Here is a 14,124-nt window from a genome sequence, read left to right as displayed (position 1 = left end):
TGTCTTCCTGGAAACCAGCGTAAGCCGCGAACAGCGGCTTAGCTGGCCTCGCGATGGCTGTGGATATCGCCCCGGCTACATGCCGTTTCCCTAAAATTTCATGGGTGCGGTCAAGGCGATTGCAGTTACCTTTTCCACCGGGGGGAGGGCCAGGGGGATGGTGACTGTCGCCGACATCAATCTGACATGGGTGCAGAAACGGGCGGATGCCTATTGCGCCAAACTTGGTGACCATGAAATGGGCTTTGTCCTGAAGCGCCAGGCGCGCGGAGACTGGGCCTGGACGATCTGGCATTGCAACGGGACCGGCAGTGACGATTTCCGTCATGCCACGACGCTCGATGCGGCCCAGGCGAACGTGCTGGCGGGCGTGAAGGACTGGTTCCGCCGGGCCGGCTTTTCGTAAGCAGAGGCAGACATTCCCTGGCCAGGCGCGGACCCGCTTTCATCGAAGAGGCGGCGAAGACGGCTTTCGCCGAAAGATCGGGGGCGGAGCTTCCTCTGGGATGCGGCGTGGCCCTGGCGTTCGGCGACGCGTTTGGGCGCAATCACATCGTCGGGCAGCGGTTCCAGAGAGGGGTGCCGGGCGTGCGAAATCAGTCGAAGTCGAAGAAATCGTAGCGGTAACGCCGGCCGACGAGGCGCAGCGAGCCGTCGGGCTCAACCACGTAGGTCTCGTAGACGCTGCGCCCCGCGCGATCGTTGAACTGATGCGGCACGATGCTCCCGACCGGCGCCCTCCTGAGCCTTGTTCGCGGCTGGCCGCCGTAGGTGATGCTGCCGGGTATCGGCTCGAGATAGGGCGAATAGCCGACCGTCACGGCGGTGGCGGTGCAGCCGCTCAAGCTCGAAGCGAGCAGGATGGTGGACAGGATGGCAAGCGACATCGCGGGCAGGGGGATCTTCATGGTCTTTTCTCGTTACTCGATGTGGCCCGGTTGAAGCGCCGAAGGCCTTAAACATCGGCCTGCCGCGAAACAACGCGTTCTAAGGCGCAGTGGAGACGCGGGATCCGGAGGACCGCATACCCCTTTCCTCGTCCCGCTCTAGCGGGAGTGCCTCGTGATGAAGTCGTAATCTATGTGGCGGCGGATCAGCTTCAGCGAGCGGTCCGGCTGGATCACGTAGGTTTCCCGGGCCAGCCCGCCGTCAGTGAAGAACTGGTGCGGCACGATGCTGCCGACCGGCGCCTTGGTGAGCTTCGTGCGCGGCTGGCCACCATAGGTAATGCTGCCGGGAATCGGCTCCACCTCGGGTGCCGTGGTGGTACAGGCTGCAAGCAGGAGCGCGGCGGCGCAGGCGATAGACGCTGTTTTCATCATGCGGTCCTCTTGTCCGTGCCGAGAAATCAACGATCCATATCGCCGAAGATATCGTAGTCGATGCGGCGGCCGACCAACCGCAATGAGCGGTCCGGTTCGATCACATAGGTCTCGTAGACCTTGTGGCCGAAATCGTCGAAGAACTGGTGCGGCACGATGCTGCCGACCGGCGCCTTGGTGAGCCTCGTGCGCGGCTGGCCGCCATAGGTGATGCTGCCGGGAATGGGCTCGAGATAGCGCCCGTAGCCGACAGACGGCGGTCGGGTGGTTGCGGTCGTGCAGGCGCCGAGCAGAAGGGCGGCAAAGAGGGCGGGCAAGGCATGTTTCATGGCGATCCTCTCAATGCTTTGAGGCGCGGCGCGAGGACTGCGTCCCAATTTCCTCAAGCCTCTTACCGGTCGGTCAAAAGGTCATAGTCGATGCGGCGGCTTATCAGACGCAGGGAGCGGTCAGGCTCGATGACGTAGGTTTCGGAGACCTGACGGCCGAAACTGTCGCGGAACCGGTGCGGCACGATGCTGCCGATCGGCGACTTGGTGAGTTTCGTACGCGGCTGGCCGCCATAGGTGATGCTGCCCGGAATGGGCTCGAGATTGCGAGAGTAGCCGACCGACGGCGGGGCAGTGGAGGTGCAGGCGGCGAGCAGGAGACCCGCGCAAATGGCGTGCAGAGCGGTCTGCATGGCTGCGTTTTCCTTGGCTCCGGCGATTGCGCCCTCTCCGTTGCGCGAAGGCCCGTTGATACACGTTAAACTGGCTGCGTCATCTTATTCTTTCTTCAACAACGGTCAAAGGAACCAACGAGTTTCGGTTGAGTTTCTGGTGATGGACGGCGCTGCGACACGAATTTGTCGGGATCTCTATTGCGTTCGATAGACGCTTTGGAGGATGTAGTGGATCGGACCCGCCGCTGCGTGTTTTTATTCCGTCAATCGGTTTCGATTGGAGGAAAAATGCAGTAGAGGCTCTCGCACGATCCGCGTTGCTTCAGGTATTGCTCATGACCGCCGAACAGTCGCTTTCGTTTCTCGTCATCGGCGCCATGATGGTTTTTTTCATCTGGGACCGCTTCCGCTACGACATCATCGCCTGTTCGGCGCTGATGCTTGCGGTGGCGGTCGGCATCGTGCCATTCAACCGCGCCTTTGCCGGTTTCAGCGACGATATCGTCATCATCGTCGGTAGCGCCCTGATCGTCAGCGCGGGCGTCGCCCGCTCCGGCGTTGTCGATGCGGCGATCCAGCGCTTCCTGCCGGACCTGACCTCGGTAAGGTCGCAGCTCGCGCTTCTCGTCGTCACCGTCACGGTGCTTTCCGCCTTCATCAAGAACATCGGAGCGCTGGCGATCATGATTCCGGTCGCCTTCCAGTTCGCCCGGCGGTCAGGCGTCCAGCCCTCGGTTTTCCTGATGCCGATGGCTTTCGGCTCGCTGATCGGCGGGCTGATGACCCAGGTCGGCACGTCACCCAATGTCGTCGTGTCGAGGATGCGGCAGGACCTGACCGGCGAGAGCTTCACCATGTTCGACTTTACCCCGGTCGGTGCGTCGTTGGCGCTCGTCGGCGCGGTGTTTCTGCTTTTTGCCTATCGGCTGGTGCCGGAGCGCAAGAGCCAGCAGGTTTCCGTCAACCAGGCGATCGAGATCACCGACTATACGTCGGAGGCGGTCGTCGCGGCCGGTTCGCCGATGATAGGCAAGCCGCTCGTCAACCTGGTCAAGCTCGGCGACGGCGGCGCGGTCGTCATCGCCATCTTCCGCCGCGGCACGCATTTGGCACCGCTGCCGGACGCCATCATCGAGGCCGACGATATCCTGCTGCTCGAAGGTGGACCGGCGGCGCTCGACCGTATCGTCTCCCAGGCGAAGCTCAGGATTTCCGGCGACCGTTCGCCCGCATCCGCCAACGGCAAGGCGCCGGCCGATATAGAAGCGATCGAGGCAGTGATCGCCAGCGGCTCGCCGCTCATCGGCATGTCGGCGCAGCGGCTCGCGCTCTTCAACAATCACAACATCAACCTGCTTGCCGTCAGCCGCCAGGGCGAGCGGCTGAAGCAGCGCCTCGGCAGCATCCGGCTGCAGGCCGGCGACATCGTCGTGCTGCAGGGGACGCGGCGCGACCTGCCGGCCTTCCTGCAGGATTTCGGCTGCCTGCCGCTCGCCCAGCGGGAAATCCTGCTCGGCACCATTCGCCGCGCAACCGTGCCGCTGCTCGTGCTCGCAGCCGCCATGGGGGCGACGGCGGTCGGCGTCGTGCCGGTGCCGGTCGCCTTCTTCGCGGCGGCTCTCGCCATGGTCGTCTTCCGTGTCATCCCGCTGCGCGACGTCTACCGCGCTGTCGACGGGCCGATCCTGGTCATGCTGGCCGCGCTGATCCCGGTCAGTGATACGCTGCGCACCACTGGCGGTTCGGATCTCATCGCCGGCTGGCTGAGCGGCATTGCCGCCAGTCTGCCGCCCGCAGGCGCGCTTGCGCTCATCCTCATCGCCGCCATGGCGGTCACCCCCTTCCTCAACAATGCCGCCACCGTGCTCGTCATGGCGCCGATCGCCGCAAGCTTCGCGACGGCCCTCGGCTACAAGCCGGATGCGTTCCTGATGGCGGTGGCGATCGGCGCGGGCTCGGATTTCCTCACCCCGATCGGCCACCAGTGCAACACGCTGGTCATGGGGCCGGGCGGCTATCGTTTCAGCGACTACCCGCGGCTCGGCCTGCCGCTTTCGATCGTCATCGTGCTCGTCGCCGTGCCGATGCTGATGTTGGTCTGGCCGCTGCACTAATTCCGGGAAAGTATGTCGCGGGTTCCGTCCGGGAACAGGCTCAGTTCTTCAGATAGTTCCTCCTGTACCAGTCGGCGATCTCGCCGCCGGTCGCCAGCCACACCTCGCGGCGCGAGGTGATATGGGCCAGAGCGCTCGCGAAATGCTTGCTGCGGTGAGGATGGCCGATCAGGAACGGGTGCAGGCAGATCGCCATCACGCGCCCCGTTTGCGCGCCGTCCTCGTAGAGCACGTCGAACTGGTCGCGGATCGTCTGCGCAAAGGCCTCGCCGCTCTGACCCTGTTCGAGAAAGGCGGCAAAGTCGTTGATTTCGACCGAATAGGGCAGCGACAGGATCGAGCCGCTCTTCACCCGCATCGGATACGGCTGCTCGTCGTTGACCCAGTTGGCGACATATTCGATGCCGGCTTCGGCAAGCAGGTCGAGCGAGCGGTGCGATTCCGTGAGGCCCGGGCTCAGCCAGCCGCGCGGCTTCTTTCCGGTGCTTCGCTCGATCGTCTCGATCACGGTTCCTATGATCTGGCGCTCCTCTTCCTCCGGCTGGCCATTGATCATCGTCGAGTTGTTGGTGCCGTGGCCCATCCATTCCCAACCGAGCGCCTTGCCGGCCTCGATGATGCGCGGATACTGCTCGCAGACGTCGGAATTGAGCGCCACCGTGCCCTTGATCCCGTATTTCTCCATCACCTCCATCAGCCGCCAGATGCCGACGCGGGCGCCGAAATCGCGCCACGAATAGTTCAGCACGTCGGGCACGAAGCCGGCGGTCAACTGCGTGATCGAACTGGACGGACGGTCGAACAGGAAGTGCTCGACATTGGGCACGATCCAGACCGCAACCCTTGCACCGCCCGGCCAGCGCAGCGGCGGACGATCGATGATGGCGGAATAATCAAAACGGTCGTGGTGCTGTGGTGCCGTTGAAACCTCTGACATGGCTTTCTCCTTCAGTGAAATCATGGGCGGCAGGCGGCCTTCCGAAGAGGGCGATCTGCCGCGCTGGTTGAAGGTAAGCCACTCGAAGTCGTGGAAAAATGCGCTACAATTCCGAGCACATCGGACGAAAATGTCCGAAATGGAGTTTGGCGGATGGACAGTCTCGGATCTCTCAACGCTTTCGTCCAGGCGGCGGACGCCCGCAGCTTCACGCTCGCCGGGCGGCAACTGGGCGTATCGTCATCGGCGATCGGCAAGGCGGTGGCGCGGTTGGAAGAACGGCTCGGCGTGCGGCTCTTCCATCGCTCCACCCGCTCGATCACGCTGACGCCTGAAGGCGCGCTCTTCCTCGAACGCTGCCGACGCATCTTCCTGGAAGTCGAGGCGGCCGAACAGGAGATCGCCCAGACGCAGGGCGCGCCACGCGGCAAGCTGCGCGTCAGCATGCCGCTCATCGGCATGCTGATGATGCCCGCGCTTACGGCCTTCATGCGCGCCTATCCGGAGATCGAGCTCGACCTCGATTTCAGCGACCGGCTCGTCGATGTCATCGATGAAGGCTTCGACGCGGTCGTGCGCGCCGGCGAGGTCAGCGACTCGCGGCTGATGATCCGCTCGCTTGGGACCTTCCGGCTCATGCTCGTCGGCTCGCCCGGTTATTTTGCGGCAAGAGGCGTGCCGCGAACTCCGGAAGACCTCACATCCCACGCGTGCCTGCAGCACCGCTACGCGACCAGCGGCAAGTTCGAGCGTTGGCCGCTCCGGCGCGGAGAGAGGGATATCGAGTTGCCGACGACGGCGGTCGTCAACACCATCGAGCCGCTGATCTACATGGCCGAGCAGGGGCTCGGCATCGCCTGCCTGCCGGACGTCGGCATCCGCCGCCAGCTTCGCGACGGCACGCTCGTCAGCGTGCTCGACGACCATGTCGAACATTCCGGACCGTTCCGGATCCTCTGGCCTTCGAGCCGCTACCTTTCACCCAAACTTCGGGTCTTCGTGGATTTCATGGCGGAGAACCTGTTTTCGGTGTGAGGCGGGCGCTTGGCCCACGTTGTCAAGCGTCTCCGGCACCCAAGGACGTCGGCCGCGGGATTTCTGTGACAAAGCGCTCGCGACGTCGTTTCTGTCTTGCGTGATGTAATGTTATTTAGTAACGAAACGCAGCCACTCAACGAGCTACCCACCCATGTTGATATCTCCTTTCGCCCTTCGTCCACCGGTTGCCTCGGGGCGCGATTCATGCCACCAAGAGCGCGATGGTGCTGCTTTCGTGATCCGGAAGCGGCTGAAAAGGGAACACGGTGAGGACGACCCAGGAGGGGCCGAAACCGTGGCTGCCCCCGCAACTGTGAGCGGAAAGCGCATTCACACCATGTCACTGGCGAACAGCCGGGAAGACGTGGATGCGCGGCGACCCGCGAGCCAGGAGACCTGCCATCGAACCGATCAACCACAACGGACGGGGTGTTCCGATGGAAAAGAACTGGCTACTGCTTGGCGGGCAACCGTCTCCTTGCATCTTCGCCATTTTCTCTCCGGCCCAGCCCGGCGGAGACAAGCCATGGCGAATTCAGACTTGCGACAGCACAAGATAACCCTCTGCACCGATTGCCGCTTCACGGGAGGCCCGTGCCGACCCGGCGCCGAGCTGCTCGCGCAGTTGAACCGCAGCGTTTCCGCGCTCGGCCGACCTCTCGACCAGGATTTCTCCATCGCCGGCACGGTGGCAATGACGGCCTGCACGCGGCCGTGCACGATCGCCTTCCAAGCGACCGGCAGGGCGACCTATCTCTTCGGCGACATCTCGCCGGATGAAGACATAGACGATCTCGTCAGCTTCGCCGCTGCCTGTGCCGAAGGTCAGGCGTTTGATGCCTTTCCGCGTCCCGCCTTGGGCCCGGCGGGCAAAGGCCTTGCGCGCATTCCGGCGGCGCTCCTCGTTTCCGAGGAGACCGCGGGGCGGCTGCAGTGAGCACGGGGAGGGCGTTTTCATGAGCGACGAATTCAGTTGCTTGCAGCGGGGCGCAGGCGCCAGCCTGCGCGTCGAAGGCCTGGAGTGGGGACCGCGCGCCGGCCTTCGGCTGGTCCGCAACATCGGCTTTTCCATCGCGCCGGGCAACCGGCTCGCGATCATCGGCCCGAACGGCGCCGGCAAGACCTCACTACTGCGCTGCCTCTATCGGGCGGTCGAGCCGGTCGCCGGTCGTATCGAGGTCGACGGCGTGAACCTCTGGGGGATGAGTGCGCGTGAGGCGGCAAGGACGATCGCCGTCGTCTTGCAGGAAATGCCGGGCGATTTTCCCTTCAGCGTCCGCGACGTCGTGATGATGGGGCGAATCCCGCGCCGCGAGGGGATCAGCGGCTGGAGCGATCGCGACCGCGAGCGGGTGGCGCATGCGCTCGAGCATCTCGACCTTGCCCATCTTGCGCGCCGCCAGTTCGCCACGCTTTCGGGCGGCGAGAAGCAGCGCGTGCTGATTGCCCGGGCGCTTGCCCAGGAACCGAAGATCATCATCCTCGACGAGCCGACCAACCACCTCGACATCCGCCACCAGCTCGAAATCCTCGATCTGTTGCAGACGCTGAAGCTGACGATCGTCACGACGCTGCACGACATCAATCTCGCGGCCGAGTTCGCGACCGATGTGGCGATCCTGACGGAGGGGCGGCTTGCAGCTTTCGGCCCGCCGGAGACCGTGCTGAGGCCCGCGGCGCTTTCGGCCGCCTTCGGCGTCCATGCCACCGCGCATGCCGATGCCGCGGGCCACGTTTCCCGCTTTTCCTTCGCGCTCTCGCGGCCCGACGCAATGCCCGCCGCGCGATCCTCCCGTTCCACAGGAGCCACCCGATGAAGAGACTTCTTTTTGCCGCCGGCGCGCTTGTGCTCGCCGCCGTCCCGGCGCTTGCTTATCCCGTCACTGTCAAGAGCTGCGACCGCGAGATCACATTCGATGCGGCACCGCAGCGGGCGGTTTCCAACGACGTCAATCTCACCGAGATGATGCTGGCGTTGAAGCTGCAGAACCGGATGGTCGGCTATACCGGCGTTTCGGGGTGGAAGACGCTGGACGAGCGCTTGCGCGAGGGCGTCAGGGAACTGCCGGAGCTTGCGGAAAAATATCCGACGAAGGAAGTGCTGCTGAATGCCGACGCCGATTTCTACTTCGCTGGCTGGAACTACGGCATGAAGGTCGGCGGCGAGGTGACCCCGGAAACGCTCATGCCGTTCGGCATCAAGGTTTATGAGCTGACCGAAAGCTGCATCCACATCATGGCGAAGGGCAAGCCGACGATGGAGGACATGTTCGTCGACCTCCTGAACCTCGGCCGGATCTTCGGCGTCGAGGAGAGCGCCGAAGCGCTGGTCGCGGGCTATCGCGGTGAGCTTGCCGAGATCACTGCCGAGATCAAGGGCGCCCAGCGGCGGCCAGCGCGTGTCTTCGTCTATGATTCCGGCGAGGAGAAGCCCTTCACCTCCGGGCGCTACGGCATCCCGACCGCGATGATCGAAGCGGCCGGCGGCGTCAACATCATGGACGACGTCGAGAAGAGCTGGACGGAGATCTCCTGGGAGCCGGTGATCGATCGCAATCCGGAAGTTGTGGTGATCGTCAATTACGGGCAGGTGACCGCCGAGCAGAAGATCGCCTTCATGAAGAGTAATCCGGCCTTCAAGAACGTGGACGCGGTGAAAAACGACCGCTTCGTCGTGCTCGACTATGTCGAGGCGACCCCAGGCCCGCGCAATATCGAGGCGATCCGGCGGCTGGCCAAGAGTTTTCATGCCGAGGCGATGTGAGAGCCTGTGGCGTCGAGGTCTCCTACCAGGTCAGTTGCGTAGGGGCGGCCACACTGACCTCGTTCCTGTGACAAGCACAGGAATGAGGTGCGCGGGAACCGCTGGACGGGAGAAAGGAGGCACACCTGCTGCCGGCACCACGACGCTCCCGAACGTTGTCGCGGCAGGGAGCGGCGGACTGCGACGTCTCCCGTTACGTCTTTGGCCGCATGAAGAAGGCTATGCAACCCTATGATTTCCAACGATGATGCTGCAGCCAAGGTGGCATTGTCCCTTCAAGTCCGAGAAACCCGGAAGCTCCAGCCCCTCGTGAAAACCACACTCTTCATCCTCGCGGCGCTGCTTGTGCTTTGCCTCACCGTCACCGTCGGCGTCTCGCTCGGTTCGGCGCCGATTCCGGTCGCGACCGTCTGGGCGATCATTGCCGCGAAGATCGTGCCGGGCAGCGTCGAGGTCCTGTGGTCGGCCGGGCGCGAAAGCATCGTCTGGGACGTGCGCCTGCCGCGCGTGGCGCTTGCCGGGCTCGTCGGTGCCGGGCTTGCGGTCACCGGCGCGGTGTTGCAATCGGTGACGCGTAACCCGCTTGCCGATCCGCATCTGCTCGGCGTCTCGGCCGGCGGGGCGCTCGGTGCCATCGTCGCGCTGCTCCATACCGGTCTTATCCTCGGCCTTGCGACGGTGCCGCTCTTCGCCTTCGCCGGTGCGCTTGGCGCCACCGCACTGGTGGCGCTCGTCACCCGTGTGCTCGGCACCGGGGCCGATCGGCTCGTGCTTTCCGGCGTCGCCGTCGCCTTCACGCTGACGGCGGTCGGCAATCTCCTGATCTTCCTCGGCGATCCGCGCGCCGTACACACGGTGATCTTCTGGATGCTCGGCGGCCTCGGCCTCGCGCAATGGCCGCATCTTATCTATCCGGCGCTGGCGCTCACCGTCTCACTCGGCTGGCTGATCGTGCGGGCGCGCGAGATCAATGCGCTCGCCATGGGCGACGAGACGGCGATGACGCTCGGCATTCCGGTGCGCGGCTTCCGCCTGATGCTCTTCGTCATCACCGCGCTTCTCACCGGCGTTATGGTGGCATTCTCCGGCGCGATCGGCTTCGTCGGGCTGATGATCCCGCATTTCGTCCGCCTCTTCGCCGGTAGCGACAATGTCCGCGTCATCCCGCTTTCCGCCTTTGCCGGCGCGCTCGCGCTGATCGCTGCCGACCTTGTCGCCCGCATCGTCATGGCGCCCGAGGACATGCCGATCGGCGTCGTCACCGGCCTTGCCGGCGGGATCGCGTTTATCGCCATCCTCAAGCGGCGGGGGTGAGCTTCGCTTCTGGCGTCGTGTGCCTTCTCGGGAGATGGCGCTGGAAATGACGGCAGAAGGGGCCAGGGATGAGGAGACGGTGAGGAGGATCCTGCGCCTCGTCGCAATGAGTTTCGAACGGTTGGTTTGTCATGTCCTTCGTCCCGCCATCTCCGTGCATTCCGCAGCAAACGACCTCAGCAGATCCAGCCCTGCCGGCCAGTCACGCAACCCGCTTTCGCCATTGATATGACCGCACGCGCCGATTTCGACGAGGCGGCTTTGCCATTGGCCGGCACGGGCGCGGGCATAGTCGAGCGTGCCGTAAGGGTCGTCGGCGCTGGCCACGATAAGGGAGGGGAAGCGAAGCGCCCCCGTTGGCGGGTTCGCGAAGCTCTTCGCCTCGTTCGGAAAGGCGGCTCCTTGTGGATCCGGCACCGCAACGAGGAATGCGCCGGCGATTGGCAGCGTGGAAACCTGCTGCCAGTGCGCAACGAGAAGGCAGGCGAGGCTGTGCGCCACGAGGATTGGCGGCGCGGGCGCCGCGGTGACTGAACGCTCCAGCGCGGAAATCCAGTCGGGAAGCTGGGGCTCGTTCCAGTTCGTCGGCCGGAACCGCTGCATTCGCGGATCTTCTTTCTCCCAGAGCGTCTGCCAATGGGCCTCGCCTGAGCCGCTGATGCCCGGCAAGATGATGATGTTCGTCATGGTTTCTCCTACGGTTGTGCAGGGCGAGGATGACGGCTTTTCTTTTCACTCGGAATGCAGAACTATCGGAAAACAGCTCCGGTTTCCGATGAATTGAAGGCCCCGTATGACGTTGGTAGAAAATCATCGCGCGCTCGATCCAACCGACATCGCCATCCTGGAAACACTGCAGGAGGATGGGCGCATTGCGATCTCGGAACTGGGGCGACGGGTGGGGCTCTCGCAGCCGGCAACGTCCGAACGGGTCAAGCGGCTGGAGGAGCGTGGTTTCATCAGCGGCTATGGAGCGCGCGTCGACGCCGGTGCGCTCGGACTGGGCATGATGGCGGTCATCCGGCTGCGCACCACGCACGAAAACATCCGGCCCTGTCTCAAGCAGTTTGCCGAGATGCCGCATATCATCGAGGTGCTGCGGCTGACCGGGGAGGATTGTTTCCTGCTGAAGGTGCTTGTGCCGTCGCCCGGAGAGCTTGAAACGATCGTTGACTCGATCGCAAGGTTCGGGGCGGTGACGACCTCGCTGGTGCTGCGCGCCGAGCCGCCGAAGCCCATCGGCCGGGCGCTGCTGCAGCGGCGGTGAGCGTGGCATGTCCGCCGATGGCAGGTAGCGATTTGCCTGCGCTTTAATCCACCTCCAAGAGTCATTCACGCTGCGTCGGCGGCCTGGAGTCTCCGGCGTCCGTTGACACAGCCGGCTCCGCCCGCGCCGTGCCGCCCGCAATTCTTCGCGTTCCATCGGTGCGAGCATTGCCGATCGGCGGTGGAAACCGCATGATCGCCCCCTATCTGATGGTCGGAATTGACGAGAGGAAGTGAATGACTGACGAGATCGCGATCTGCACGCCGGAAGAGGTCCTGAAGTTTTGGTTCACGGAGCTTTCCTACGACCTGTGGTTTACGCCGAATGCAGAGCTCGACCGGCAATGCATGCAATGCTTCCAGACCTCGCATCTGGCACTTTCGAGAAAGCTCGACGACGCCTGGCGGGCAACACCCGAACACTGGCTGGCGGCTGTTCTCCTCTTCGACCAGTTGCCGCGCAACATGTATCGCGCCTCGCCGCTCGCTTTCGCCACCGATTGCCTGGCGCTGCGCGAGGCGAAGCTCGCCGTCGGCGCTAGCGCGGATCTCGCCGTGCCGAAGGAATGGCGCGCCTTCTTCTACTTGCCTTTCGAGCATTCGGAAAACCTGACCGACCAGACGATGGCGGTAAAACTCTTCACCGAGCTCGGCGACGCCGACTATCTCGATTATGCCATCCGCCACCGCCAGGTGATCGAGCAATTCGGCCGCTTTCCGCACCGCAACGCCATTCTCGGCCGGGTCTCGACACCGGCCGAGGAAGCCTACCTTGCGCAGCCGGGCGCGGGGTTTTAAGCGCCTGCTGCCGAACCACATCAAGGAGGAAACCATGAACAAGAACAGTTTGCCCTGGGAGGGGGGATGCCGCTGCGGCGGCGTGCGGTTCAAGGTCAGTGCTCCGCCGCTGCTGACCATGGCCTGCCATTGCACCGGCTGCCAGCGGATGACCGGCAGCGCCTTCTCGCTGAGTGTTGCGATCCCGAGTGAAGGATTTACCCCGACGAAGGGCGAGCCTGTGATTGGCGGCCTGCACGGCGCGACCCGGCATTATTTCTGCCCGCATTGCATGAGCTGGATGTTCACGCGGCCGGAGGGCATGGACTGGTTCGTCAACGTCCGCGCAACGATGCTCGACGATACGGGCTGGTTCACGCCGTTCATCGAAACCTGGACGAGCGAGAAGCTCCCCTGGGCCACGACGCCCGCCGTTCACAGCTACGCGGCGCTGCCGCCTCTGGAGGCCTATGAGGGGTTGCTGGAAGAATATCGCAAGCAGGCCGGAAGCCCGGCGGCATAAGCGGACGGGCGGGGCATTGGGGCGTTTACCGTTTTGTTGGAAGCGTTTTGTTGGAAGCAATGACTGCAAGCGGAACGCTTTAGGAAAACCGCTCCCACGCCGCTTGCCGAGATATGCCCAGCGCCTGGCCGATATGGGCCCAGCTGACGCGCCGCGACCGCAGTGTTTCCACAACGGATTGGAGCTGGTTGCTCTTGCCCTCGACCGTTTCCTCGATCGGCTTCAGAAGGGCGAGCAGCCTCTCCGTCGGCGCTTTCTCCAGGGACGCGCGGGGCGGTCGATCGGATTTTCCGGTCAAGATGTAGTCGTTGCAGGTCGCGACACACTCGTCGCAGATGAAGATGCGGCCGTGGCCCGCGACCAGCTTTTCGACCTCCTCACTCGGCCGCAGGCAGAACGAGCAATAGTAGGGTTCTGTTTGCGGCAGATCCGCCATCGAGGCACGCGGTTCCGACACTTCCGGATTGACACTCATCGCTGCATCCTCCTGTCAGGAATACCCTGACAGTCAAGGTATTCCTGACAACGCTCGATGTCAAGGATGCGGAACCAATGTCGACGCTATGCTTGTCATGATGCCTGCGTGGCGCTAGTATTCGTGCAAATTCTTTCTGTGAGCTTTGCTGCCTTAACAAGACGAGAGAAAACGCATAGGCGTTGTCGGCAAAATCCTTCACTATCTCCAAGGTGATGTGGGAGCGGCTCGATTGTAATAGCTTATCGATTGACAGATTTACTTTTTTAACAATCAATCTTCTTTGGCGGGTTCTCACCGAAGGTGACCGAGATATCTCTCTTTAAATGAGGGATATACTTCCAGGAGTAGGAAAGCATATTCGCTGTAGCCCGATGTTCCGCAATTCACCCTCGACAGCGTTCGCCATAGACTTGAGGAGGATCAACAGGATGCCGGAAAACAAAGAAGCCGCTTCGAACGAAGCACCGATCAGCGCCGAGCAGCTTCGCATGCAAATGCTGGAGCGGGAGATGGCGGAAATGGAGAAGGAGCGAAAGCTCCGCTCGCTGCAGGAACAGAAGCTTGCCGATTTCGCCGCCGATTTCCTTGAGAAGCATGTCACCGAGCAGGAAATCGCCGTTGTTCGCCGCCTGGTCGCCAATGCGGTCAAGGACGGCAAGTTCGAGGCGATGGTCTATAGCTTCCCGTCCTCGCTCTGCACCGACAGCGGTCGGGCGATCAACAGCGCTGATCGCGACTGGCCACAAACGCTGCAGGGCAAGGCCAAGGAGTTCTACGAGCGCTATCAGGAATTCGGCAAGCCGCAGGGCTACAAGCTGAAGGCGATGATCATCAATTTCCCCGGCGGCATGCCGGGCGATGTCGGCTTCTTCCTGGACTGGTCGCCCGACAAGGCCTGAGGCGCCGCAGGCGGCGCGCCTGCACGCA

Annotated in this window: 17 protein-coding genes, 1 pseudogene and 1 riboswitch; of the genes and pseudogenes, 11 read left to right on the top strand and 7 right to left on the bottom strand. The window is 63.3% G+C overall.

Annotated elements, in window-relative coordinates; genetic code table 11:
* The first annotated feature begins 157 nt into the window (after positions 1-157).
* On the top strand, positions 158-406 hold the full coding sequence (locus tag QN222_RS02420; protein ID WP_180937990.1) for a hypothetical protein: 249 nt from the start codon (positions 158-160) through the stop codon (positions 404-406).
* A gap of 190 nt (positions 407-596) precedes the next feature.
* Here QN222_RS02420 and QN222_RS02415 read toward each other — a convergent pair whose 3' ends face one another.
* The 4 genes from QN222_RS02415 to QN222_RS02400 form a co-directional block, all read right to left on the bottom strand.
* Complete coding sequence (locus QN222_RS02415) at positions 597-887, bottom strand: hypothetical protein (RefSeq protein ID WP_283965190.1); 291 nt, start codon at positions 885-887, stop codon at positions 597-599.
* 159 nt (positions 888-1,046) lie between these two features.
* Positions 1,047-1,322, bottom strand: coding sequence for a hypothetical protein (locus QN222_RS02410; protein ID WP_336621000.1), 276 nt, complete (start codon positions 1,320-1,322; stop codon positions 1,047-1,049).
* A 26-nt stretch (positions 1,323-1,348) separates the two neighbouring features.
* Positions 1,349-1,651, bottom strand: coding sequence for a hypothetical protein (locus QN222_RS02405; protein WP_180937989.1), 303 nt, complete (start codon positions 1,649-1,651; stop codon positions 1,349-1,351).
* A 62-nt stretch (positions 1,652-1,713) separates the two neighbouring features.
* Positions 1,714-2,004 (bottom strand): hypothetical protein, encoded by a 291-nt coding sequence (locus QN222_RS02400; RefSeq protein WP_283965176.1) that lies wholly within the window; start codon positions 2,002-2,004, stop codon positions 1,714-1,716.
* Positions 2,005-2,321: 317 nt separating this feature from the next.
* On the opposite strand from QN222_RS02400, the gene QN222_RS02395 reads away from it, so the two are divergent.
* Positions 2,322-4,100, top strand: a complete 1,779-nt coding sequence (locus QN222_RS02395; RefSeq protein ID WP_284005209.1) for an SLC13 family permease — start codon at positions 2,322-2,324, stop codon at positions 4,098-4,100.
* 40 nt (positions 4,101-4,140) lie between these two features.
* On the opposite strand, the gene QN222_RS02390 is transcribed toward QN222_RS02395, so the two are convergent.
* The gene (locus QN222_RS02390) at positions 4,141-5,037 is read right to left on the bottom strand and encodes a polysaccharide deacetylase family protein (RefSeq protein WP_283965903.1); all 897 of its coding nucleotides are present in this window, start codon (positions 5,035-5,037) and stop codon (positions 4,141-4,143) included.
* A gap of 153 nt (positions 5,038-5,190) precedes the next feature.
* Between QN222_RS02390 and QN222_RS02385 the strand changes: the two genes are divergently transcribed.
* The 5 genes from QN222_RS02385 (at position 5,191) to QN222_RS02365 (ending at position 10,153) form a co-directional block, all read left to right on the top strand.
* On the top strand, positions 5,191-6,072 hold the full coding sequence (locus QN222_RS02385; RefSeq protein ID WP_283965902.1) for a LysR family transcriptional regulator: 882 nt from the start codon (positions 5,191-5,193) through the stop codon (positions 6,070-6,072).
* 208 nt (positions 6,073-6,280) lie between these two features.
* Positions 6,281-6,494: riboswitch (cobalamin riboswitch) on the top strand.
* 107 nt (positions 6,495-6,601) lie between these two features.
* Entirely contained in the window at positions 6,602-7,012 is a 411-nt protein-coding gene (locus QN222_RS02380; RefSeq protein ID WP_283965901.1) for a DUF1636 family protein, read from the top strand.
* A 19-nt stretch (positions 7,013-7,031) separates the two neighbouring features.
* Entirely contained in the window at positions 7,032-7,892 is an 861-nt protein-coding gene (locus tag QN222_RS02375) for an ABC transporter ATP-binding protein (protein ID WP_283965900.1), read from the top strand.
* Positions 7,889-8,839 (top strand): ABC transporter substrate-binding protein, encoded by a 951-nt coding sequence (locus tag QN222_RS02370; RefSeq protein ID WP_283965899.1) that lies wholly within the window; start codon positions 7,889-7,891, stop codon positions 8,837-8,839. The genes QN222_RS02375 and QN222_RS02370 overlap by 4 nt, the downstream gene beginning before the upstream one ends.
* A 309-nt stretch (positions 8,840-9,148) precedes the next feature.
* On the top strand, positions 9,149-10,153 hold the full coding sequence (locus QN222_RS02365) for an iron ABC transporter permease (protein WP_284005208.1): 1,005 nt from the start codon (positions 9,149-9,151) through the stop codon (positions 10,151-10,153).
* A gap of 129 nt (positions 10,154-10,282) precedes the next feature.
* Here QN222_RS02365 and QN222_RS02360 read toward each other — a convergent pair whose 3' ends face one another.
* Complete coding sequence (locus tag QN222_RS02360) at positions 10,283-10,840, bottom strand: alpha/beta hydrolase (protein ID WP_283965598.1); 558 nt, start codon at positions 10,838-10,840, stop codon at positions 10,283-10,285.
* Between the two features lie 106 nt (positions 10,841-10,946).
* On the opposite strand from QN222_RS02360, the gene QN222_RS02355 reads away from it, so the two are divergent.
* From QN222_RS02355 to QN222_RS02345, 3 genes are all read left to right on the top strand, one after another.
* Complete coding sequence (locus QN222_RS02355; protein WP_283965597.1) at positions 10,947-11,420, top strand: Lrp/AsnC family transcriptional regulator; 474 nt, start codon at positions 10,947-10,949, stop codon at positions 11,418-11,420.
* 236 nt (positions 11,421-11,656) lie between these two features.
* Positions 11,657-12,217, top strand: a complete 561-nt coding sequence (locus tag QN222_RS02350) for a DUF924 family protein (RefSeq protein WP_283965596.1) — start codon at positions 11,657-11,659, stop codon at positions 12,215-12,217.
* Positions 12,218-12,251: 34 nt separating this feature from the next.
* The gene (locus QN222_RS02345) at positions 12,252-12,719 is read left to right on the top strand and encodes a GFA family protein (RefSeq protein ID WP_283965595.1); all 468 of its coding nucleotides are present in this window, start codon (positions 12,252-12,254) and stop codon (positions 12,717-12,719) included.
* A gap of 298 nt (positions 12,720-13,017) precedes the next feature.
* Here QN222_RS02345 and QN222_RS30345 read toward each other — a convergent pair.
* Positions 13,018-13,155 (bottom strand): annotated as a pseudogene (locus tag QN222_RS30345) (ClpX C4-type zinc finger protein); the annotation flags it as partial.
* 470 nt (positions 13,156-13,625) lie between these two features.
* On the opposite strand from QN222_RS30345, the gene QN222_RS02335 reads away from it, so the two are divergent.
* Entirely contained in the window at positions 13,626-14,096 is a 471-nt protein-coding gene (locus tag QN222_RS02335) for a histidine kinase (protein WP_283965593.1), read from the top strand.
* The last annotated feature ends 28 nt before the right edge of the window (positions 14,097-14,124 follow it).

The organism is Sinorhizobium sp. 6-70 (assembly GCF_030124375.1).
In the GTDB taxonomy this organism is placed as follows: Bacteria; Pseudomonadota; Alphaproteobacteria; order Rhizobiales; family Rhizobiaceae; genus Sinorhizobium.
The sequence above is the reverse complement of the archived record's forward strand: the minus strand, read 5'-3'. Positions and strand labels throughout refer to the sequence as shown.